This is a genomic window from Bacillus sp. FSL K6-0073, from assembly GCF_038006085.1.
Classification (GTDB): Bacteria; Bacillota; Bacilli; order Bacillales; family Bacillaceae_G; genus Bacillus_A; species Bacillus_A cereus.
The window spans coordinates 181,683-201,814 of record NZ_JBBOUN010000002.1 but is presented as its reverse complement, the minus strand read 5'-3'; the positions used below and the strand labels follow the sequence as shown (position 1 = coordinate 201,814).

Here is a 20,132-nt window from a genome sequence, read left to right as displayed (position 1 = left end):
GATTAAAATCGAATATTATATTTATTAAGATACGGAAAGGACACACCTAACGTACCAGCCAATGGTATAGGTGTGTCCTTTTTTTGTTTTAGGAGGGAAAATTATGAAATTAAAAAGAAGTTTGTTGTTACTGTGTACCTCAACAGCATTAATGATTCCAAGTATAGCGAGTGCGAAAAATGCGGATGTTCCTTTTTATAACGGAACAAATGATACCTCTCTTACTTCTAGAAAATTACAAATGACAGGTAAGTTTTATCGTTTTGGGAGTAATTATGCACCACCTGGTATAGATTTAGCGTACAAAGGAGATCTTCATTACCCCGCTGTTTACAATGGCTCTTTTAGTTTTGAAAACCCACAAGCAAACTTAGTACAAAGAGAAGACCTAAGTGAGCCTTATGTGAGGATTTCGAATGAAGGTTATTGGAATAGTGCTATCGCTGTTGGGGATCGTATGATAACGGAAAAAGAGAGGATTACTGAATCTATCATTTCTGATAAATATTGGGGTAATTCTCAATTTGTCCTAAATAATATAGATTCGCACACAGTATCTAATGGTAATTCACCAAAATTATATGGTCTGTTTTATTGGATTCGTGATATAGCCTATCTTTCTGGTGGATATGCAGGTGCTGGTGGCGTAAATGGAATAAATAAATATAGTCTATGGTATGTACGAACTAGTAAACCTAAAATAAAAGATTTTAAAGTCTCTAGTGGTAAGAAGGATACACCTGTTAAGTTTACATTTAACGGTTTCGAGTATGTAAGTAAAGAGAAAGGATATACAGAACGTGGTCCCAAACTCGATATAGGTAACCCTTATTCATCGATAGCAGGTGAACGAAATCGTGTGCAATGGCTACTAGATATTACTAAAAGTGGTGAAACAGTGCATCATCAAGAAAATTACTTACGTTCAACGCCACAAAAAGATAATCAAAAACCAAATGAAGGTGATGCAGGACGATTTACGAAAGAAGATATAAGGTGGCAGCCTCAGATGTGTGGTCGTTATACTGCAAAATTAAAAATTATTGATGGGGTTCAAAGGGGGTCAAATGAGAAAACAGTTGATTTTATTGTAGATGGAAACTGTGGTACAGAAGTAACACCTAATCCAGATCCAGGTGATGAAGATGATTTTAAATATAAAATTGATTTCTCTGCTGACCGAATTGAAGGAGAAACAGCAAGAGAAGGAAAGAATATCAAAACAAGAGTAGATGTATCACGTGATAATTTTAAACTAGAGCGTGACCAATATAGAGCAAAAGTAAACAACAATATTAATAAGTCTCAACAAGAAATAAACAGCACTGAATCTGATAGAGATAGTGCACAATCCAGCTTAAGTTATTGTCGTCGTAATCTAATTCATGAAGTAGATGCCGAGGGAAAGGACCACTATTATGATAGAGACTGCTCTTGGGAAGAAAATAAACTAGATAGTGCGGCAAGTAGGCTAGATAATGCAAGGCAGAAACTAGAAAAAGAGAAGAATAAAATTAAAAAGTTAGATGTATTAGAAGAAAAATATATGAATCCTGAAACAGTAGTTGTGTTAAAACATAACGGACAACAAGTAGCTTTACAAAAGGTAAGATTAACTGAGGGAGAAAAGAAAACCCTGAACCTTGACTGGCAACATAAAGGTAAAGGAACAATTCAAGCGGAAATTAACCCTGCTGGTAATCGTATAGACATCGAGGAAACTACGTACAAAAATAATCCTATTAAAACAGCAATCTATGAGCCTTCAAAAGAAAAGGCAATGTGTGGTGTAACGAGTGTAAAAGGTGTAGTAGAAACAGTAAGTGAACGTGTATCAAAAGAAGATATAACTGGGGAAATGTATTATGAAACTTTGACAGGGAGTATTGGTAATTTAGCTCCTTCTAAGCTACATTCTGGTTATGGATTTTCGTATGAAGTAAACGGTAAGTACAAAAATGATTGGAATGCGAATTACCCTGGTGTATTTACTGCTGCTAAGGCACAATACCCATTTGCAGACGAAGGATTAAAGTCTACTCAAGATTTAGAGAAGAAAGAACTTAAAGATACTACAGCAAAATTCCTACCTAAAAATATGTATTTATCTGAAGCAACAGGACATGTTTTTGATAGTAAAAGACCAACTAAGTCTTTATATTGGGATGGACAAGAGAAAATCATTGATGGTGGCCAAAAATGGTATTCACCACTGAAGACAAAAGATGGTGTATACACTTTTAATGTAGAAACAGCTCCAGCAGGTATCAATGAAATGAGTTTATGTTTAACTGAGCAAGTAGAGATTAAGGGTGCTGCGTATGATGATTTCATAAAAAGAAGAGTATTTCCTGACGATCCATTCCCTGGAGGAAGTGGAGTTGGTTGGAATTGGGTTGGTAAGGAAGACGTACTTTATAAATTAACAGATTGGTATTACATGAGAAATAGGAAATGAGAATAAAATATAGTATAATTAGATGAATCAACACAATAAGATATCCTTCTTAAACTAGTAGCTGAATGGATAAACCAAAGGCACATCCCTTAATGGGATGTGTCTTTTTTTTGTAGAAAGGGGAATATTGAATGGATAAAAAGAAAAAACAACGTATGAAACGTGTAATTTTCATTGGAATTATCGTAATGATTGCATCGTTATATATTGGAAGTGAATTTCAGGATCGGAATGGGAAAAGTTATGCTCCTGCAAAGTATTTTGAAACAGGAACAAAATTGATTTCGTTTTAATAATAATTTTGCCTCTTGCATCAACTATTGTGAAAAGTATTTCCAAATGATCTCTTCTTTTCTCCATAAAATGAAAGAGAAAGGATAGCAACCGACACCTTGGAATATTCAGTTGTGTTAGATTAATTATAACATATTTTTGGGATGCTTAATAGGTTAGAAACCTTGTTATAACAGGGTTTTTGGAGCGAGGTTAATTATCGATTACGTGGTTTTTAAATAGAAAAAACAGATATTTTTTAGAAATGATTGACATGAAACTATATATATCATAATATTGAGATTGTAATATTAAAGAAAATAAATCCAACATTTTCATATAGACTTTAGATTAGCTAAAAGGACACACCTAAGGCGTTTTACGCCATAGGTGTGTCCTTTTTTGCGTTTAAAGGCTACATAAGGAGGAATATAAACATTGAAGCCGTCTAAGTTTCAAAAGAAGCAGATTACAGCGGTAGGTTTAGCTGCTATAACAGTAGCGGGTATCTATGGATACAATCATTTTGCAGTAGAAAATGCAGTAAAACCAACAAAAGTTGTTGTAGCTGCAAAGGATATACCTGCGCATACAGAGATTAAAGAAGAAATGCTAGTGGAACGAACATTACCTGATGATGGGATTCCTCCAAATGCATTACGTGTAAGTAAAAAAGAGGTTATAGGTAAGTGGACAAATGATGGGCAGCCAATCACCGAAAATAGCTATCTTTTTAAAAATAAAGTAGTAAAGAAAGAGGAGTTACCTGACTCTGCCATTTTAAATTTGAAAGATGGAGAAGTTGCATTCCCGTTACTCGTTGATTTGGAAACAAGTTCAGGTAATAGTATCATTCCTAACACTTATGTGGACTTATATTTTAAGCAGGTTGTGAAGGACGGGGACAATGAGAAGGTAGTATTCGGTGGTCTTTTCCAACGTGTACGTGTTACGGCTGCAAAGGATAGCAATACAGAAGATGCATTTGTACTAGAAAAGAAAGAATCAAAAGAGGAACAAGAAGGAAAACAAAAGCCAAAAGTAACGCGATTATATACATTGGCTGTTTCACCAGAACAACTTCAATATCTAAATCGTGCGAAAACACTTGGAGATGTAATTCCTGTTGCAGTTGGACAAAAGGTAGAACAAACAGGGAAAGAATTAGAACCAGCAGAAGGATTCTCGCAAATATCTGATCAGAAAAATATTTTAGACTATGTAGAGAAGCATTCAACCAATCCCATATCTAAAAGTGTAAAAGAATATGTTGCACAGTATCTGAACGAATCCAAATAAGGAAGGGGCTTTTAAGATGGACCGGCAAGTAAGAATGGTTGCCTTTTATGCGACAAACGAAAACGTAGGAAAAAGTACGTTAAGTATTGCGATGGCAAATGAGTTAGCTCATTTAGGGAAAAAGGTGCTTTATGTAGAAGCGGACCAAGTAAGACCAAACTTCGCGGTTGGAACAGGTCTTAGCCATGAGAGTAAAAATATGCTAGGGCTTGTAAGAAAAGAAAATGAATACAATCTCTTGCAGTATATTTGTACCAAGCAAGATTTACTAGAAAAAAAAGTGAATCCAAGGTTGACGCAAAAATTACACGATAAGATGGATTTTCTGGTGTTTCCATCAGGTTATAGTTTAACTCAATTCCCAGAGATTCAAAACAAAGAATTGTTTGTAACGACATTTATCGAATCACTTGTAGATACAGAATATGACTACATCATCCTATCGGTACCAACTGAATTATCCGAGGTGCTTAGTTACCCAATCCTATACCAATCAGACCTTGTTGTTCATGTGCTAAATGGCAACCCTCGTGGTGCGTTAGCAATTAAAAGAGAATTACAACTAATAAAAGAAGCAAAGCTAACATTACCTCGTATGATTCATGTTTTGAATATGGGAGACGAGGACTATGTAGAAGATATTGAAAAGCTTTCTTTCCAAAACATTGCAGTGACAATTCCGTATGACAGAGATCGTACGAGTTATGAATGGGGGATGCAATTTGGTTCCCCGCAAATTAATGCGAAGGTCCATCATATTATGGAAGCAGCTGGTCTTGATATTCCATCCCAGCACTCCTCTATGAAAAAGGGTCTCTTTGGTTTACGAAATTAAAAAGGTGGCAAGTAGTATGTGGGGCTATTTACAGGAAAAACAAGTATCCTTAAAGCGAAATCGAGTGGATTTATATCACTTTGGTTATAGGATTCGTTCTAAATCGGTGCGAAAGTTAGGAACAACTACAGCTCAACAAATTAAAGATATTACAGATGAAATTCGTGCATTTTTAGTAAAAGAACATCGTGATATCTTAAGCGAATCCTTTATGAATAAAGAGAAGAGAACAGCTGTGGAGCAAATTATTAAAGGCTTTTTACTAAGCAATCAAGTCGTCGTTTTAGATGTACCTTCAGAACAGTTACTAAATATGGTGTGTGATGAAATTGTTGGATTTGGGATTATAGAACCTTTAAAAGAAGATAAGGATGTAACTGATATTTATATCAATGGTACAAAAGAAATCATTTACGAAAAAATCGGAGAGGGAGAATGTACATTTCCTTACCGATTTGAGACAGAAGAAGATGTGAAAGCCCTAGCTTATAAGATGGTAAACAGTACATCAGAGTCATTAAATACAGCAAAGCCATATGTTGACTGCGTATTTCCGTATATACGAATCAATATAGCCCTAGATGAGCTAGGGGGATTAGGAACAACAATAACGATTCGTAAGAATGCAGATTACCTCCGTGCCTCTAAAGAACGTATGTTATCTACCAATCAAGCATCGAAAGAAATGTTACACTTTTTGGCTGCAGCTGTGAAAGCCAAAATGAATATTTTAGTCGCTGGAGCAACAGGTACAGGGAAGTCAGAGTTTATGAAGTATCTTGCTTCTCATATTCCAAATGGGAAGAAGAAAGAACGTACTCTCGTAGTAGAAGATAACCCCGAACTCTATTTACATCGCATATTTCCAGAACATCACTTCGTTCCGATGCAATGTAGGGCATCGGAAGTAGAAGAAAATGTAATCGATTTTGACAGACTGTTAACAAATGCTTTACGTCAGGGACCAAAGCGATTAATTGTAGGGGAATCGAGGGGGAAAGAAGCGTTAAAAATGATTAACTTCTTTCAAACAGGGCATCCTGGTTTCACCTCTGTCCATGCAAGAAGTGCAAAAGAAGCGGTTAGACGTTTAATGCTTATGTGCCTTCAAAGTGGTGCGAATATTGATGCTCAGTATTTATATGAATTAATTTCACAGACATTTGATGTAATTGTCTTTTTAGAGAAGAAAGAGGATGGGAATCGCTATATTACAGAGATGATTGAATTGTTAGATTATCGAGATGATATACAGTTCAATCAGCTTTCTCAATTTATTCCGTCGGGTGAGGAATACGATGAAATGAATGAGAGAGTAGGAAAGATTCATGGAGATCATATCATTACAGCAAAAATGTCAGCTGAAATGGAGAAGAAATTCCGTTCTTCTACTGTAAATCCAGCTCTTTATGCGCCATTCCTTTCACAAAAGGAGGTGCAGTATGCATAGTTTGTTAGCCTATGGATGTATATTTTTAATCTTTATTAGTGTAGGATTGCTCGTTTTACTTTTTGCGAAATCTAAAGGTTCTGCTCTTTCTCAATTTGTTCAAGAAAATGAGAAAGAAGAAAGGCGCTTGGAATTAAGAAATATCAAAGGGATAAGAATGTATTTGCCACAATCCGTTATCCAAGAAGCCCAAAAGTACGAGTGGAAATTGACAAAAAGTATGTACTGGGTATATACGATTCTTTCCGGAATGAGTATTGCAGCAGTATTCTATTTTTCCTTTGGTAGAGATCCTTTTACACTGATTACTGTTTTATCTGGATTTTTAGTTCCAAGGTTTCTTCTTTATCGAAGAAAAAAATGTTACTACTTGATTGTCATTGACCGTCTTTCTATCTATATGAAGGCAGTAGCAAATGCACTTCAAATTAGCAACAATGCAAAACGTGTGTTAGTTCAGGTGAAACCAATGATGCATGAAAGCATTCAAGAAGAAATAGAAAAAGTTTCTCTTTTATTAGAAGGTGGAACCACAATGCATCGTGCATTTAGAGAATTCAATGAAACGTTTAACTTTAGAGAATTGGTATTCTTCCATGAAATGTTGGAAGTGTGTAGCCGAGAAGGTGGAACAAATTCAGTAGAAGTCCTACTAGATATTGCAGAAGATTTTGAAAAACAAAAGCTATACCTGGCAAGATTGCGTTCTAGTTTGTCGCAAGCACAACGGGCTTTTGTACAGAACTGCTTAATCGTTATCGCCATGCCAATTGTTATTATGTTGATGTCAAAAGAAGCATATGGATTTTTAGCAGGTTCTATGATGGGGAAAATTGCGTTAGCGGTAAATATGTTGATTGTATTTTTTCTAGCAACCCGTGTAGAAAAGATTGCAAATTATAACCCAACAGAAAGAGGGGAATAAGGTGTCTACGATTTTAGCTGTAGTTGTATTCGTTGTCATGTACTGGATATTCTCTACCTTTCTACAAAGTAAAAAAGACAGCGGTAGCTTACTTACGAACTATGTAGAAAATGCAAAACGAATTGAAAAGAAGAATTTAAATCAAATGATGCTTGCTCCCTTCCAGTCGTTATCACATAAGTATCTGACAGAAGAAAAAAAAGAGCAGATCCAGAAAAAGTTAGAAGAAGCTGGCTTGGATACGGAACCAGAAGAATATCTGAAAATGAAGGTAGCATATCCCATCATTTTCACCTCTGTTTTCTTGATATGTACGGTGTTCCATGATTACTACTTATTTAAAGTGGGTGTTTTAATTTCACCGCTGCTTTATTTCTATCCTGATTATCTATTAAAGAGAAGAATCAAGCAGGCGATAGAAGCTAGGAAGTTCGAATTACCAGAGTATCTAATTCCTATGCTGCAGTTGTTAAAAACACATACAACATTAGAAGCAGTAAAAAAGGCGCAAATATATGCCGGAAGACATCTTCGTCCGTATGTATCTACACTTACTGCGGAATTAGAAATGTATGCAGGATCGGATCAACCATTTCGAAACTTTGCTGCTGCTTTAAATAGTCCAGAAGTAAATACCTTTACGATTGCATTGCAACAAGCACAAAAAACAGACAAGGTACAGAGTCTTCGCATTATGGACGCACAAATTAAAATGATGCGCGAGTTAAAACATGAGAACTATAACCGTCTCATTCAAAATAAGCCGATGGAAATGAATAAATTTAACGTGGCTGTTATTGGTTGTATTGTGATTTATCCGATGGTGATTGTTATTCAATCTTTAATGCAAGGATTTGCAAGTTTATAGAAGACATTACTAAAAATGGAATAGGGAAAGGAGTAATACACATGTTAACAAAAATGAAGAATTGGTTAAAAAACGAAGACTCACAATTATCATCAGAAAACGGTATGTTAATCGCCTTGGCGGTCATTATCGTATTAGTGATTGGCCCGTTTGTATGGAAAGCAATCCAAGGTGGTTATGATACGATTCTAGCTCGATTTACAAAAGCATCAAGCAATGCAGATGTGAATTCTTGGAACAAGTAATAGAAGTTTTAAATTAATGATGTTTTTTACGTATAGCTCAAATAAATGGAGAAGGGAGATTCAATCATGTTAGCAAAAATGAAAAATTGGTTAAAAAACGAAGACTCACAATTATCATCAGAAAACGGTATGTTAATTGCCTTGGCGGTGATTATCGTATTAGTAATTGGCCCGTTTGTATGGAAAGCAATCCAAGGTGGTTATGATACGATCCTGGCAAGATTCACAAAAGCATCAAGTAATGCAGACGTAAATTCTTGGAATAAGTAATTAAAGATTTAAATAGATAAGTTTTAATTTTAGTAGATACTTAAAATTGATATATAAAGGAGACGAAATGAAATGTTAGCAAAAATGAAAAGTTGGTTAAAAAACGAAGACTCACAATTATCATCAGAAAACGGTATGTTAATCGCGTTAGCGGTGATTATTGTATTAGTAATTGGCCCGTTCGTATGGAAAGCAATCCAAGGTGGTTATGATACAATTCTAGCTCGATTCACAAAAGCATCAAGCAATGCAGATGTTGATTCTTGGAACAAAAAATAAATATAAAAATAAACGAGGGGGCTACTCTAAAAGTGGTTCCCTTTTTTACACAGTATTTTTATATGAAATTAAGAGGGGAGTAAAGAAAATGAGCCTGTATATCATGGGATTATTTCTAAGTTATATGGTACTTAATGTATTTACCGACTTAAAGTATAGAAAAACAAAAAATATATGGCATTTCATTTTTTTAGTAGTAGGTTTAGGTATCACATATTTTGCTGGAATACGAACGGGAAAAGAGATTGTAATTGTACTAACTATGGCCTTAGTATGTGGCTTATTGTTAGAGACATTTAAATTTTCTTCACCCGGTGATACGAAAATGCTTGTGGTGGCAGCTCTATATGTTAGCGATGTAGCAGAGGAATCGGCTATGCTTACCGCTATTACATTAACAGCTTTCCATTTACTATTCTTTTGGATTGCTAGCGTGTATCGTTTAATTAAAATTCTAGGGTTTGTAGGAGCGATTAAAGACCAATTGGAGCATGCTGCTTCTATATTTGGGGCAAAACTACCAAAGAAAGAAATACAGCTGATACAGAGCTTTCCAGGGGCTTGTTCTATTTTATTAGGAGCAATTGTGTATATTGCTTTCACTATTTATCAAAATGGAGGTATCTTGGCTTGAACAGTAGAATCATTCATCAAAGAGAAACCTATATTTACTTTACAATTTTTGCTCTAATAGGCGTTATTATTTTAAACATGTTTATTAATATATTGTTTGTATTAGCATATCCTTTACTAATAGGATTAATTGTGCAGGTTATCTTGTTGCAGAAGATAAAGAAGCCATTTTATCGGAGCGGAAAAGAATTAACAGAACAGTTAAAACTAAAAAATATGTTTCTAGTAGAATCAAATATTTTAGGAGATGAAGAAGGAACAGTTTATGAGGTGCATCAAATGCCTTTTACAATCTCTAATGGATTAATTAAAAAAGATAAGACTTATAAAGTGATAAAACAAGAGTATGAGAGAAAAGTCAAAGAGGATTTAACGAAAATTTCTAAATGGCAAGTTACAACAAAAGCTAGACTTGTAACGACAACTCATTTTCGTTTATATACAATTTGGCAGAAAAATAGTACAGGCTATCAGCTAAAGAAGTTAGAAGATTGTATAGATCCATATGCCAAGATGAACTTTATTCAATGGATAATTGCTTCATTCTGTACGACTGGCCGTTTAAAGTATGATAAGAAGCCTAAAGAATGGGAAAGTTACGAATGGATAACCTTAAAATAAAAAGACAAAAGTTATAATACTTTTGTCTTTTTTTCTTGCTATTTCTTCTAACAGTTTCGTGAACTATACATGATTTTTAGCGAGTTCTATAAATGCTTGATATTTTGTTACATCACTAATATCAAGTCCCAAATCGAAAGCATCTATTTCTGCATGATAACCGTAAGATACTAAACCAAAATCTTTATGTGACTCAGGTAAATAAATAAGTACTTTTGCATTTTTATAGTCTTTTAAATTTTATAATTCATACATTTTAACAATTAGATATTTACCGATTCTATTAATTGCATTTGTTCCGCTTGTGATGTTAGAAATCTCATCATAAATGTGTAATGTATGATTTTCACTGTCGAAGATAAATAAAAAAAGACACCCAAAGGTGCCTTCCTGCGACTTGAACCATCTTAATTTTAATAATATGTATTGGACGCTAATCCAAAGATAATTCTAACATACTTTCATATAAATGAAAGCGGATTATTTAACTTACTTAATTACTTTGTCCATAACTTCTTTATATTTGTTAAATTGTGCATCTTCCATATCACCATTCATTTGTATAAGGAAGTTACCTTTTGCGTAAGTATGAGAGAATAGCATTTGATTACCATTACCTAAATCGTCATAGTATTTCTTAGCTTTTTCAAGATCTTCTTTGTTTTTAAACTCAAATATTCTACCACCACTATCTTCACCTAATGCTGGAACAAGAATGCGCTTTGCTTCTTTTCTAGTATTTCCAAATTCTTTTTCTGGTAGGTCACTAGGATTGTCAGCTTCTAATCCTGCAGCTTTAAATTCTTCAATTACCTTACCAACCGTGACATTACTTGTCATTGATTTAACGCTGTCACAAGCGGATAAACCAAATAATAATAGAGCTCCAATAAGTAATACTGCTAATCTTTTAAACATAGTTGTTCATTCCTCCTAATATAAATAAATCCTTAAATATAATAACAAACTATTTATCTTTATATTGTCATATATTGTCGAACGGAAATAAAAAAGAGAGCTGGAGCCTTCAAGGGCCATCTTGAAATTCAATACCACAATTCATTTTTGGGGAGTGTATTCAAGAACCTTTTATTTTTGGATTATAAGAGTGCTCTCACATTTACGACAAGCAATCTTCTCTTCCTCAAAAATGAATAAATTCTCAGCATCACATTCTGGGCATACAACCGCAAATGGTGTTTTTATATTTTTATAACATAGGAAAGACATGACTGCCAGGAATAGAGCAGGTATAACAAGCATCATAAGTAAGAATAGGCCCGCAAAAACGCCTGCAATTATGGAAAGTGGTTTCATTAGTTTTCTACCTACAAAGTTTACTTGATTATCCTTTTTACGAAAAGCAGTAACAAGGTAAGTTTGGGTTTCTTTTACTGGCTCAAATGCATTTACCGTATTGTAATCTTGTTCATCCATAGTGGGATAGGAAGTGTTTGGTCCTTGATACCCTCGTTGTATATAATAGTTGTTTGACTCAGATATTCGTGGCATATACGAGATTCCAGTTCCAGGTATATAAGTTGTTGTTCTTGATTCAGGTGGAATGGAGTTCCCTCCCATACCTGTATATGTAAAGTTAATTTTCACACCCGGGGAAACTTGGATAATTCTACGAAACTTATAACCCATAATATTGTATCCTCTCCATCTAATTAATATAATCATTTACTAATTATAACAAATTTTTAACTTAAAATTAATATATTAAGTTAAAACAAACTAATAAAAAAGAGTAATATTGAAGTTGACTAATTTAAGGCGTTTTAGGAGTTCTTTTTTATAAAAAAAACACCCTAAGGTGCCTTCCTCTAACTTGGACTATCCTGTATTAATGCCATATTGATTAATACATTAATTTATAAAAATAATTAGTTATTCTTCCATGGACCCTAGCTGATATAATATATAAGGAAATTATTAGTTAATTAATACTGCACATATATTATAAGGGGAGGCAAATAAGTTATGCAGATATTGTTAGAAATTTTTTCTGCTATATGTGATTTCTTTTATGCTGTACAACGGATGAAAGAAGAGAACAAGCAAAATAAGGAAGGTACTAGTAGTATGGTCTATGTTTTTTCCGTACTTGTAATTGTAGTAATGATTCTTTTTGCAATGTTTGCAACCCAATAGATGTTCAATCAAGAAGAAAGTATTAGAGAAAACAAGATAGTGAATAATATACATAAGCACCTCACCATCTCCATAGGATGGCGAGGCTTTTTAATGTACAAAAAAAAGACGCCATAAGGTGCCTTCCGCCGACTTGATAATTGTATTTTATGTATGAAATCATCACTGTAGTATCTAAGATGAAGGTAAGCAGTTTATACCGTCTTGCTTAGGAAGGTATTACTATTGATTGATTGTGAAGACCTGGCTACGATAGTAAGTGCCATCAACATCTAAAACTGCAATATAGCTACCATTCTCGTAAACAGAAGTGATAGGTGTTCTATATGCAGCTCTCCACTCAGTTCCATTCCAATCTTTGTTAGGATAAAGTGTTTGATAGCGAGCTAACGTCAATTCCTTATCATTTAATACACGATAAATTTTCAATGCGTTCCCAGATGCTTGGTCTACCCAATTCGTACTAAATGTTAATGTATCACCTGTGTAATAAGCAGGTTTGAACTGATTAATCCAAAAATCTGGTAATGCAGTCGTGCCTTTTGCTAATTCATAGAGGGTTTTGAAAGGCCAGTTGTCAACCGTCGGTGCTTTCTGTACATTTTCCGCTGCTGCCGCTGGCTTTGCATCCAGTGCCGCTAAACCTGTAAATCCACCTAAAGCTAAAGCTCCTGCTAATACTACCTTCGATAATTTTTTCATAATCCGTTTCCTCCTCAGGAATATAATAGTTTATGAGTTCAATTATGTAAGGTCTTAGATGAAAGAGAGTAGTTTATTCTGTCATACTCAGGACAGAAACGTATTACTTGTTGATTGTAAAGATATTACTTTGATAGAAATTGCCATCAATATTCACAAAAGCAATGTAACGACCTGGCTCGTATACTGAATTAATATCAGTACTCCATACAGCTTCGTTAAGAGTGCCGTTATTTACTGGAATTGGATACATAGTTTTGTAGCGAACTAATGAGTTATTATCGAGAACACGATAAATCTTCATTGGATTGCCATCTACTCCGTTGTACCAACCCATTTTAACTGTGAAGTAGTCACCAGTTTTATAAGAAGGCTTAACATCATCCGATAAATAAGCTGGGAAATTCCAAGCAATTTGTGCTAAATCAAATAATGTTGCTGGGTCGCCCCAAGTTGTTGATGCTACTTGTACATTTTCCGCTGCTGCCGCTGGCTTTGCGTCCAATGTTGCTAAACCTGTGAAACCACCTAAAGCTAAAGCTCCGACTAATGCTAATTTCCCTAATTTCATAAAAAAATCCCCCTAAATATTTCTATAATTATAATTAATTACTATATAATAATATAAAATTATGTATAATATTTCAAATAATTCCCAAAAAAGTTATGAATATAAAAAAATCCCCCCTAAGGTGCCCACCTTCGACTTGAACCATCAAAACTTGAAATTTTTACATTTTTATAGAAATTATTAGGAGAATACATCCGATTTTTATGTTAAGCTATTTGAGCTAGTATTTGTATCAATATTAGGGAGATGAATAGTATGTTGGGCGATTTTAATATAAATTCTAGTAATTATGAAAATGGTGCTGAAATCTTAGAATTATTAGGCAGTTTAAGTCGTTTATTAATTGTACGTGAATTGATTGTAAGTGGGACCTTGACAGTTTCCCAGTTGAACGCTGCGACGCATATTTCGGAACCTATGATTTTACAACATTTACGAAAACTAACTAAAGGTAATATGGTAATTATCGAGCGCAAGGGTACAAAGCTTTATTGTAGAGTAGAAAATAAGAAGGTTATTGATATTATCGGTTTATTGGGATTATTATATTAAGTTCTATTCTATGTCTTTTTTGAATTCAAGCACTTTATAAATAAAACAATAAACAAAAAAAGACATCCCAAGGTCCCTTCCTCCGACTTGAACCACATTAATTTTAATAATATGTATTGGACTTCCATCCGAATATTGTTTTAACGTATTTATCCATATTTTCTTTACGAAAAAATGAAAAGCATAATATCTTATTACTGCTTGTTCATAGCTTTTATCTGTTCTTCATAAACATACTTAGTAGGCATGAAGTTATTAGGGAAGTCGTTGATTACTTTCTTCATAACGTTTACTTCTTCCTGAGATTTGAGTTCAATACCATTTAGATAATCAAACGCCTTAGATTGTTCATCTGCTAAATAATTCTGTGTCATGTAATCATCTGGGAAGTCTTTCTTTGCTTTTTCTTTGACTGCATTCATAGCAGCTGTTTTATCAATATTTTTTATAGGATTTGTGAATCCCGATGCAGATTGTTGAACATTTTGTTTAGGTTGTTCTTTCTTTTCTGGTTGAGTTTGAATATCTTGTTTAGGTTGTTCTTTCTTTTCTGGTTGAGTTTGAATATCTTGTTTAGGCTGTTCCTTCTTTTCTGGTTGAACTTGAACATCTTGTTTGGGTTGTTTTTGTTTTATTTCTTTTTTTGGTTCGGTTGGAGTTGTTGTAGCTTCTTCTTTAGTGTTTTTTCCGCCAACAACAATTACGACAACGGCAATGATAAACCAAAACCACCACTTTGTATAAAATGAGTTTTGCATAATTCGTTTCCTCCGAGTATTTGCAAAGCAGGGAATCGCAGTCCTGAAGAAGTGGATAGAAGACGTCATGCCGTTATGGCGGAGTTAAGAGAAATTCATCAATTACAACTGGAGGGGAAATGGGATTCCAAGACTTGGAACGGATTTGGAAAAGGAGAATTACACAATGGCGTTGCAGCAGGGAAAGTACATGAACAAGTCGCGTCATAACTTATATATTGCTTTAGAAGAGTTGGATTTAGTGTTTGATGAAAGCGAAGTGATTCAATTGAGAGAAATGTGGGATGAGGATAAAGATATTCTTGAAATAGCAAAAGAGTTAGGAAGGCATCAACTAGAAATCGCTGCATTAATTATGGATCAGGCAGATAAGAACAAAATCAAATCACGTCCAATGGGGTTAGGGGCATGAAGCAACTAACATTGGAGGATGTAGTCGGAAGTTTTGATTATACCGCAACAAGTACCGTGGACAAATTCTTGAAGCGTAATAGCGTTATGACGCATTTAAAGGGCAGAAACTCATTTGATTAAACGAGGCACCAGTAGGCGTCATAGCGTTAGTAGAAACGTTGGGATTATTGGAATCAGAAAGGAGAAATATGGGCCTCGGATTTACTGGCTATGGGCACTAAATAAAAAAAGGGTCCTTACTATTACTTAAGAACCCCATAATCGCAGAAAAAAAGTTGTATGTGAAACCAAGTGGGAATCACAATAATGTTTTAACATCTAAATATACAGTTGTCTATACATCAAATCGAACAACATAGTTATTTAAACGAAGGATCCCTAGATTTAGGGATCTAGGGCCTCTTGTGTTGGTATAACTCACACAATGTTATGAAAAGAAAAGAACTTACTGAAGATAACATATAAATATTTCGTAAATGTATCAAAAAAGTGAACAAAATAGTTATTTGAATGGAAAATGACAGCTGAAATATTAAAATCGTATCAGCTGTCACTAAAATAAAAATTCATTTTTATTAGTAGGTTTTTAGTTGGTATTTTTACTCTTCTTAGAAGAAATTGTACCAAAGATTGCTCCGGACATTGCGCCGATTAAAGTCATAAAAATTGCACTCCATACTGTAAATGACATAAATACACCTCCTAGAAATAAATTATTGTAACTATTTAAAACTATTGTTTCTTATTCTTTTTAATAGAAATGATAATTGCAACAACTGCTAAGAAAATAAGAGGAGACCACGAAAAGAAAGACATTTAGTATTCTCCTTTCAATATTAGTTTTAAATATTTTATAAACCAATTATTACATGTTTATAAATTGAACATATAGGATATGTAATATTGCATATGGAATTGTAGAATGTGAAGAAGCGAAGATGATAGTTGAACAAAAACACTGTTTTAATAGAGAACATTTAACAGGAACCGATTAGGGGGACGGGTCCTGTTAATGGAACGATAGATCTTTATGGGATTACCAACACATTACCATAAAAGGTAATTGACTTCCATTGATTGGATGTTAAGAAAGCTTTTTATAAATGCTTTGTTTTACACAACAAAGCAGCTAGCCAAATTAGCTAACTGCTCGGTTCTCCAAGGGGGAACAAGGAGAAAATCTGATGTCATATACATTATTGACGGAATATTGAATTTTATTCACGAGAGATTATATTCTGAAATTTGGATTATGATAGTCGATATTCTCCATATTGACCAGAAAAGAACTAAAAGTTCTAGTGAAATTCCAAGGGTTCTTTTCTTAGTTTTTTGAGATTCTTTTATCAAATAGCCAACAGCACTAATTGCTATAAGAATGAAAAGAATAAGTTCGAGTGTAACTGGCATTCTATCTACTCCTAAAAATAAGTTTATATATAACGATTATAAAATATTTTAATGGTTGGTAGTAAAAAATTCAACTGAAATCATCAAAAACCACGATGTTATCGGTATAGAGGATTTGCAAGTATCGAATATGTTAAAGAATCATAAGTTAGCAAAAGCAATTAGTGAGGTATCTTGGTCGCAATTTTGATCCATGTTAGAATACAAAGCAAAATGGTATGGCAAACAAGTTATTGTCGTATCGAAAACATTTGCTTCCAGCCAATTATGTTCTTGTTGTGGATATCAAAATAAAGACGTTAAAAATCTAAACCTACGTGAATGGGACTGTCCTTCTTGTCGTGCAAACAATGATAGGGATATTAACGCAAGTATCAATCTAAAGAATGAAGCAATAAGGCTTCTAACCGCAAGGACTGCGGGGTTAGCCTAATCAATTAGAGTTCGATAGAACTCTTTACTTAGGAATCCCTCACTTCTAAACGAAGTGAAAGTGGGGGTAGTTCAAGTAGTGATAAAGACTTTTTACGCTTATATGAGGCGAGAGAGAAGGCAATAAAAGATAGAATATCAGAAATAGAGACGGCAGAAGAAAAAGCTGCAAAAGAAGCTAGAATAGCAACTAAGATAGAGATGATTCACAATTTAATTAAAGTAGGTGTACCTATAGAGAAGATAGCGGAAGCCACTGAATTAAGTGTAGGAGAGGTTAATGAAATTTTAAAAAAATAAAGAGTAAATATAAATGATAAAAAACAGGTAATTGTGATTACGAACAATTACCTGTTTTTTATTCTTTTTGTTTGATGCCCAGTTTTTGATTACAACAATACTTTTTCTTGTTTTAGAGTTTCCTCTAATTCATAAAGAAATTTATTGTGTTGTTATTATAAAAAAAAGAAGATATCGATTAAAATGTCTTCTTTTACTTGTACACTTAGTGTTAAGAAGGTATTGTATTGCTTAAAAACCATAAAAAAATATAACAATCATCGAGTAAGTCTATTATAGCATCAATAAATAAAGTTTTATATGCAATATTACATATATATGGATTTATTTATATTTTATCTATATAATTAAATTGTCTGTTTCTTGTTTTAATTCGTTTGTTTATTTTGGAGCGCTCCAGCAATGGAGCCTTTTTTTATGTAATAAAACATTTCTTTTGGATTACTTAGTTAATCTATATTAACTTTATCTTCTTAAGTGATATCTATATTTTACCAAATAGTTATACGGATAACCAGTTTTTTCTAATAATCTAATGGATTGATAATTTTACTGTTATTTGTTAATCCTTATAGGAAAATTTATCATACAATGAAGATTGAGAAATCAATAATTATAAAAAACTTATAGTATCTTTAGGAAAAAAATTTATAATTTATATATTAATATGTTATAATTTTATCTCTAAAACTACCCAAAAAGGACTGCCTAATGGTGGTCTTTTTTATATTGGTGAGATTGTACCAGTATGATAGAAGAGGATTAACTGTATATTGTGAGGGTGATTGGTTATCCCTTCTTTCCATTTGGAAGGAAAGGGGGTGATATACCTATGGGGTTTTTGTTTAAGCTTCTAAAAGAATTTGTGAAAGCCATTGTACGTGAAGTTTCTGCGTATGTTTTTAGGAAAAAAATTTTAGAAAAAGATAACAAAAAACCCACTCCTCGTCGCCGTCCAAAGCAAAAGGGTGGGTTTCGTAAAAAATAAATGATATAACCACCACCCTGATGGTAGCAGTTATTAGAAGAAATGTTAGCGCATCTCTTCTTTTATTATATACGCAAGCAATTACTGTAATACTACTACAGTAATTGTATCAAACGTACATAGAAAATCAATGAGCACGTAATAGAGATAATGTACAAAAGAAAAGACAACTAAATGTGCCTTCCTCCAACTTGAATTACTTTAATTCTAAGAATATGTATTGGTCTCCCATTCAAGTATCATTTTTCTCAATGAATAATTGGGATATTTTAGGTTGTTTTTACTGTTTTTATGTTAAGATATTTTGGTTGTTATTCATCTTATTTTAGGAGGTTGGAAGATCTGTTACATGCTTTTCATATGGATTTTAGTTTCTATACAGAAAATATAAAAGTTTTGGGATTATTAGGGAATTCTACTCATTTATCAATTGTTTGTAAATTGATTACATATGGATCGTTGTCAGTTTCTGATTTAAGTAAGCAAACAAGAATTACAGAGGATTTGATTGTACAACATTTGCGTAAATTAGCCTTTGGAAATATTGTAATTAGTGAACGTATAGGGAAAAGGCTTTATTTTAAAATAAAAGATAATAAAACAATTGAGATTATTAAGGTATTAGGGTTACAAAGTTAAATTTAATTACTTTCGCTACAAATGATTTTGCTATAAATTAATTGTGCAAAGTTACATTTAGCTCGCCTACGGAAATAGGTGGGCTTTTTTATATTGAGAAAAAGAAAAGACACCCAACGGTGCCTTTTTCCGACTTGATAACCATATTTTATGTATTAAAGGTCATCATAAAATTTTGAGAAAATATACGTTTACACAAAAAATAACTGTCCTCCTATTTGTTAAGGAAGCGGTTATTGAAATTATTTATTGATAGTAAAGAAGTCAGTTTTTACAAACTCACCTTTAACATATCCTACTGCAATATAATTACCTGCATCATAAGCATCTGTAATTTGCGCTTCAAATGTTGCAAAATTTTGCATTGAACCGTAATCATGTTCTTGTTTCCAGTTCATCGTTTGATAACGAACTAAGTTGCCACCCGGTAGGATTTTGAAGACTTTAATTTGGTCTTGAGATGTGAATGTATTTGTTTCCCAAGGTACAGTAATAAAAATAGGACGACCACCAGTTTTATAGCTGGATTGCATATTGTGTGTGTAAATGCTAGGCATCATTTTAGCTCCAACTTCCACGTCAAAAATTGTTTTAAAGCCCCAGTCCTCAGTTGTTACTGCTTTTTGTACATTTGTTGCTGCTGCCGCTGGTTTTGCATCAAGTGTGCCAACTGCTGATAACCCCCCTAATGCTAAAGCTCCGACTAATACTAATTTTCCTAATTTCATTAAAAATCCCCCTAAATATTTCTATAATTATAAACAATTACTATATAATGATATAATTATTTGTATAATATTTTAAATATTTTCTAAAAAAAGTTATAAACATAAAAAGACACTCATATATGAGTGTCTTTTCCAATAGTTTTTTTAGCAGAAGCAACTGCATCCGATAATGATTAATAGAATAAATAATACAACTAATAAAGCAAATCCTCCAGCAAAACCGAATCCTTTACCGTAACTACCACCATATCCTATAACAGTAGTGCCTCCTTTAGATTAGAGGATAAAACTAGGGTTCATTCCATGTAATTTAATGGGTGCACAC

27 protein-coding genes and 3 pseudogenes are annotated in these 20,132 nt (G+C 33.5%); 21 read left to right on the top strand and 9 right to left on the bottom strand.

All coding sequences use genetic code 11. The features are described from left to right. The first annotated feature begins 103 nt into the window (after positions 1-103). The 12 genes from MHB52_RS29090 (at position 104) to MHB52_RS29035 (ending at position 10,156) form a co-directional block, all read left to right on the top strand. Positions 104-2,458 (top strand): hypothetical protein, encoded by a 2,355-nt coding sequence (locus MHB52_RS29090; protein WP_061664714.1) that lies wholly within the window; start codon positions 104-106, stop codon positions 2,456-2,458. Between the two features lie 131 nt (positions 2,459-2,589). After that, a complete protein-coding gene (locus tag MHB52_RS29085) occupies positions 2,590-2,751 on the top strand; it encodes a hypothetical protein (protein ID WP_000358416.1) in 162 nt (53 codons plus the stop codon). A gap of 418 nt (positions 2,752-3,169) precedes the next feature. After that, the gene (gene cpaB, locus MHB52_RS29080; protein ID WP_061664715.1) at positions 3,170-4,030 is read left to right on the top strand and encodes a Flp pilus assembly protein CpaB; all 861 of its coding nucleotides are present in this window, start codon (positions 3,170-3,172) and stop codon (positions 4,028-4,030) included. A 16-nt stretch (positions 4,031-4,046) separates the two neighbouring features. Beyond that, on the top strand, positions 4,047-4,865 hold the full coding sequence (locus tag MHB52_RS29075) for an AAA family ATPase (RefSeq protein ID WP_016100125.1): 819 nt from the start codon (positions 4,047-4,049) through the stop codon (positions 4,863-4,865). Positions 4,866-4,881: 16 nt separating this feature from the next. Further along, a complete protein-coding gene (locus MHB52_RS29070) occupies positions 4,882-6,315 on the top strand; it encodes a CpaF family protein (protein WP_016100124.1) in 1,434 nt (477 codons plus the stop codon). Beyond that, complete coding sequence (locus MHB52_RS29065; protein ID WP_016078565.1) at positions 6,308-7,240, top strand: type II secretion system F family protein; 933 nt, start codon at positions 6,308-6,310, stop codon at positions 7,238-7,240. Before MHB52_RS29070 ends, MHB52_RS29065 begins: the two co-directional genes overlap by 8 nt. 1 nt (position 7,241) lies before the next feature. Then, positions 7,242-8,108 carry a hypothetical protein gene (locus MHB52_RS29060; protein WP_016078564.1) on the top strand — a complete coding sequence of 289 codons (867 nt, stop codon included), beginning with the start codon at positions 7,242-7,244 and terminating at the stop codon, positions 8,106-8,108. Positions 8,109-8,149: 41 nt separating this feature from the next. Further along, complete coding sequence (locus MHB52_RS29055; RefSeq protein ID WP_000956353.1) at positions 8,150-8,353, top strand: hypothetical protein; 204 nt, start codon at positions 8,150-8,152, stop codon at positions 8,351-8,353. A gap of 66 nt (positions 8,354-8,419) precedes the next feature. Further along, positions 8,420-8,623 (top strand): hypothetical protein, encoded by a 204-nt coding sequence (locus MHB52_RS29050; RefSeq protein ID WP_000879955.1) that lies wholly within the window; start codon positions 8,420-8,422, stop codon positions 8,621-8,623. Between the two features lie 72 nt (positions 8,624-8,695). Beyond that, positions 8,696-8,902 (top strand): hypothetical protein, encoded by a 207-nt coding sequence (locus MHB52_RS29045; RefSeq protein WP_000879960.1) that lies wholly within the window; start codon positions 8,696-8,698, stop codon positions 8,900-8,902. 88 nt (positions 8,903-8,990) lie between these two features. After that, on the top strand, positions 8,991-9,536 hold the full coding sequence (locus MHB52_RS29040) for a hypothetical protein (RefSeq protein WP_000061106.1): 546 nt from the start codon (positions 8,991-8,993) through the stop codon (positions 9,534-9,536). Further along, entirely contained in the window at positions 9,533-10,156 is a 624-nt protein-coding gene (locus tag MHB52_RS29035) for a hypothetical protein (RefSeq protein ID WP_061664717.1), read from the top strand. Before MHB52_RS29040 ends, MHB52_RS29035 begins: the two co-directional genes overlap by 4 nt. A 489-nt stretch (positions 10,157-10,645) precedes the next feature. Here the strand turns inward: MHB52_RS29035 and MHB52_RS29030 are convergent, their stop codons facing one another. Further along, positions 10,646-11,074 carry a hypothetical protein gene (locus tag MHB52_RS29030; protein ID WP_000476458.1) on the bottom strand — a complete coding sequence of 143 codons (429 nt, stop codon included), beginning with the start codon at positions 11,072-11,074 and terminating at the stop codon, positions 10,646-10,648. 171 nt (positions 11,075-11,245) lie between these two features. Next, entirely contained in the window at positions 11,246-11,806 is a 561-nt protein-coding gene (locus tag MHB52_RS29025; RefSeq protein WP_016078560.1) for a DUF4236 domain-containing protein, read from the bottom strand. A gap of 336 nt (positions 11,807-12,142) precedes the next feature. On the opposite strand from MHB52_RS29025, the gene MHB52_RS29020 reads away from it, so the two are divergent. Then, positions 12,143-12,313: a hypothetical protein gene (locus MHB52_RS29020; protein ID WP_016078559.1), complete on the top strand. Its 171-nt coding sequence runs from the start codon at positions 12,143-12,145 to the stop codon at positions 12,311-12,313. Positions 12,314-12,535: 222 nt separating this feature from the next. Here the strand turns inward: MHB52_RS29020 and MHB52_RS29015 are convergent, their stop codons facing one another. Together MHB52_RS29015 and MHB52_RS29010 are read right to left on the bottom strand one after the other, a co-directional pair. Then, positions 12,536-13,015, bottom strand: a complete 480-nt coding sequence (locus tag MHB52_RS29015; RefSeq protein WP_061664720.1) for a DUF5065 family protein — start codon at positions 13,013-13,015, stop codon at positions 12,536-12,538. Between the two features lie 103 nt (positions 13,016-13,118). Then, positions 13,119-13,586 (bottom strand): DUF5065 family protein, encoded by a 468-nt coding sequence (locus MHB52_RS29010; protein ID WP_061664721.1) that lies wholly within the window; start codon positions 13,584-13,586, stop codon positions 13,119-13,121. Positions 13,587-13,841: 255 nt separating this feature from the next. Between MHB52_RS29010 and MHB52_RS29005 the strand changes: the two genes are divergently transcribed. Beyond that, positions 13,842-14,138: an ArsR family transcriptional regulator gene (locus MHB52_RS29005; RefSeq protein WP_000900153.1), complete on the top strand. Its 297-nt coding sequence runs from the start codon at positions 13,842-13,844 to the stop codon at positions 14,136-14,138. 194 nt (positions 14,139-14,332) lie between these two features. Here the strand turns inward: MHB52_RS29005 and MHB52_RS29000 are convergent, their stop codons facing one another. Further along, positions 14,333-14,896, bottom strand: coding sequence for a hypothetical protein (locus MHB52_RS29000; RefSeq protein ID WP_016078556.1), 564 nt, complete (start codon positions 14,894-14,896; stop codon positions 14,333-14,335). On the opposite strand from MHB52_RS29000, the gene MHB52_RS28995 reads away from it, so the two are divergent. Genes MHB52_RS28995 through MHB52_RS28985 form a run of 3 tightly spaced genes read left to right on the top strand, consistent with a single transcriptional unit; the run spans position 14,891 to position 15,430 of the window. Next, the gene (locus MHB52_RS28995; RefSeq protein ID WP_061664723.1) at positions 14,891-15,106 is read left to right on the top strand and encodes a hypothetical protein; all 216 of its coding nucleotides are present in this window, start codon (positions 14,891-14,893) and stop codon (positions 15,104-15,106) included. The two genes, MHB52_RS29000 and MHB52_RS28995, sit on opposite strands and share 6 nt — an antisense overlap. Next, a complete protein-coding gene (locus MHB52_RS28990; protein WP_016078555.1) occupies positions 15,063-15,308 on the top strand; it encodes a hypothetical protein in 246 nt (81 codons plus the stop codon). The genes MHB52_RS28995 and MHB52_RS28990 overlap by 44 nt, the downstream gene beginning before the upstream one ends. Then, positions 15,305-15,430: a hypothetical protein gene (locus MHB52_RS28985; protein ID WP_254912702.1), complete on the top strand. Its 126-nt coding sequence runs from the start codon at positions 15,305-15,307 to the stop codon at positions 15,428-15,430. The genes MHB52_RS28990 and MHB52_RS28985 overlap by 4 nt, the downstream gene beginning before the upstream one ends. Positions 15,431-15,896: 466 nt before the next feature. Here the strand turns inward: MHB52_RS28985 and MHB52_RS28980 are convergent. Together MHB52_RS28980 and MHB52_RS28975 are read right to left on the bottom strand one after the other, a co-directional pair. Further along, a pseudogene (locus tag MHB52_RS28980) lies at positions 15,897-16,083 on the bottom strand (hypothetical protein). A gap of 448 nt (positions 16,084-16,531) precedes the next feature. Beyond that, entirely contained in the window at positions 16,532-16,720 is a 189-nt protein-coding gene (locus MHB52_RS28975; protein ID WP_001145518.1) for a hypothetical protein, read from the bottom strand. Positions 16,721-16,784: 64 nt separating this feature from the next. On the opposite strand from MHB52_RS28975, the pseudogene MHB52_RS28970 reads away from it, so the two are divergent. From MHB52_RS28970 to MHB52_RS28955, 4 genes and pseudogenes are all read left to right on the top strand, one after another. Beyond that, positions 16,785-17,153: pseudogene (locus MHB52_RS28970) on the top strand (RNA-guided endonuclease TnpB family protein); the annotation flags it as partial. A 71-nt stretch (positions 17,154-17,224) separates the two neighbouring features. Continuing rightward, positions 17,225-17,452: pseudogene (locus MHB52_RS28965) on the top strand (Rpn family recombination-promoting nuclease/putative transposase); the annotation flags it as partial. 832 nt (positions 17,453-18,284) lie between these two features. Beyond that, positions 18,285-18,440 (top strand): hypothetical protein, encoded by a 156-nt coding sequence (locus tag MHB52_RS28960; protein WP_016078554.1) that lies wholly within the window; start codon positions 18,285-18,287, stop codon positions 18,438-18,440. 360 nt (positions 18,441-18,800) lie between these two features. After that, a complete protein-coding gene (locus MHB52_RS28955; protein ID WP_137026937.1) occupies positions 18,801-19,079 on the top strand; it encodes an ArsR/SmtB family transcription factor in 279 nt (92 codons plus the stop codon). Positions 19,080-19,321: 242 nt separating this feature from the next. On the opposite strand, the gene MHB52_RS28950 is transcribed toward MHB52_RS28955, so the two are convergent. After that, the gene (locus MHB52_RS28950; RefSeq protein WP_016078552.1) at positions 19,322-19,807 is read right to left on the bottom strand and encodes a DUF5065 family protein; all 486 of its coding nucleotides are present in this window, start codon (positions 19,805-19,807) and stop codon (positions 19,322-19,324) included. A 144-nt stretch (positions 19,808-19,951) separates the two neighbouring features. After that, positions 19,952-20,062 (bottom strand): YjcZ family sporulation protein, encoded by a 111-nt coding sequence (locus MHB52_RS28945; protein WP_074625695.1) that lies wholly within the window; start codon positions 20,060-20,062, stop codon positions 19,952-19,954. Positions 20,063-20,132: the final 70 nt, after the last annotated feature.

What these genes read in the sequence shown, in the direction of transcription:
- MHB52_RS29090 (WP_061664714.1), top strand. Translation starts at nt 104, where the DNA reads ATGAAATTAAAAAGAAGTTTGTTGTTACTGTGTACCTCAACAGCATTA.
- MHB52_RS29085 (WP_000358416.1), top strand. Translation starts at nt 2,590, where the DNA reads ATGGATAAAAAGAAAAAACAACGTATGAAACGTGTAATTTTCATTGGA.
- MHB52_RS29075 (WP_016100125.1), top strand. Translation starts at nt 4,047, where the DNA reads ATGGACCGGCAAGTAAGAATGGTTGCCTTTTATGCGACAAACGAAAAC.
- MHB52_RS29070 (WP_016100124.1), top strand. Translation starts at nt 4,882, where the DNA reads ATGTGGGGCTATTTACAGGAAAAACAAGTATCCTTAAAGCGAAATCGA.
- MHB52_RS29065 (WP_016078565.1), top strand. Translation starts at nt 6,308, where the DNA reads ATGCATAGTTTGTTAGCCTATGGATGTATATTTTTAATCTTTATTAGT.
- MHB52_RS29055 (WP_000956353.1), top strand. Translation starts at nt 8,150, where the DNA reads ATGTTAACAAAAATGAAGAATTGGTTAAAAAACGAAGACTCACAATTA.
- MHB52_RS29050 (WP_000879955.1), top strand. Translation starts at nt 8,420, where the DNA reads ATGTTAGCAAAAATGAAAAATTGGTTAAAAAACGAAGACTCACAATTA.
- MHB52_RS29045 (WP_000879960.1), top strand. Translation starts at nt 8,696, where the DNA reads ATGTTAGCAAAAATGAAAAGTTGGTTAAAAAACGAAGACTCACAATTA.
- MHB52_RS29040 (WP_000061106.1), top strand. Translation starts at nt 8,991, where the DNA reads ATGAGCCTGTATATCATGGGATTATTTCTAAGTTATATGGTACTTAAT.
- MHB52_RS29030 (WP_000476458.1), bottom strand. Translation starts at nt 11,074, where the DNA reads ATGTTTAAAAGATTAGCAGTATTACTTATTGGAGCTCTATTATTATTT.
- MHB52_RS29025 (WP_016078560.1), bottom strand. Translation starts at nt 11,806, where the DNA reads ATGGGTTATAAGTTTCGTAGAATTATCCAAGTTTCCCCGGGTGTGAAA.
- MHB52_RS29020 (WP_016078559.1), top strand. Translation starts at nt 12,143, where the DNA reads ATGCAGATATTGTTAGAAATTTTTTCTGCTATATGTGATTTCTTTTAT.
- MHB52_RS29015 (WP_061664720.1), bottom strand. Translation starts at nt 13,015, where the DNA reads ATGAAAAAATTATCGAAGGTAGTATTAGCAGGAGCTTTAGCTTTAGGT.
- MHB52_RS29010 (WP_061664721.1), bottom strand. Translation starts at nt 13,586, where the DNA reads ATGAAATTAGGGAAATTAGCATTAGTCGGAGCTTTAGCTTTAGGTGGT.
- MHB52_RS29005 (WP_000900153.1), top strand. Translation starts at nt 13,842, where the DNA reads ATGTTGGGCGATTTTAATATAAATTCTAGTAATTATGAAAATGGTGCT.
- MHB52_RS29000 (WP_016078556.1), bottom strand. Translation starts at nt 14,896, where the DNA reads ATGCAAAACTCATTTTATACAAAGTGGTGGTTTTGGTTTATCATTGCC.
- MHB52_RS28990 (WP_016078555.1), top strand. Translation starts at nt 15,063, where the DNA reads ATGGCGTTGCAGCAGGGAAAGTACATGAACAAGTCGCGTCATAACTTA.
- MHB52_RS28985 (WP_254912702.1), top strand. Translation starts at nt 15,305, where the DNA reads ATGAAGCAACTAACATTGGAGGATGTAGTCGGAAGTTTTGATTATACC.
- MHB52_RS28975 (WP_001145518.1), bottom strand. Translation starts at nt 16,720, where the DNA reads ATGCCAGTTACACTCGAACTTATTCTTTTCATTCTTATAGCAATTAGT.
- MHB52_RS28960 (WP_016078554.1), top strand. Translation starts at nt 18,285, where the DNA reads ATGGGGTTTTTGTTTAAGCTTCTAAAAGAATTTGTGAAAGCCATTGTA.
- MHB52_RS28955 (WP_137026937.1), top strand. Translation starts at nt 18,801, where the DNA reads ATGGATTTTAGTTTCTATACAGAAAATATAAAAGTTTTGGGATTATTA.
- MHB52_RS28950 (WP_016078552.1), bottom strand. Translation starts at nt 19,807, where the DNA reads ATGAAATTAGGAAAATTAGTATTAGTCGGAGCTTTAGCATTAGGGGGG.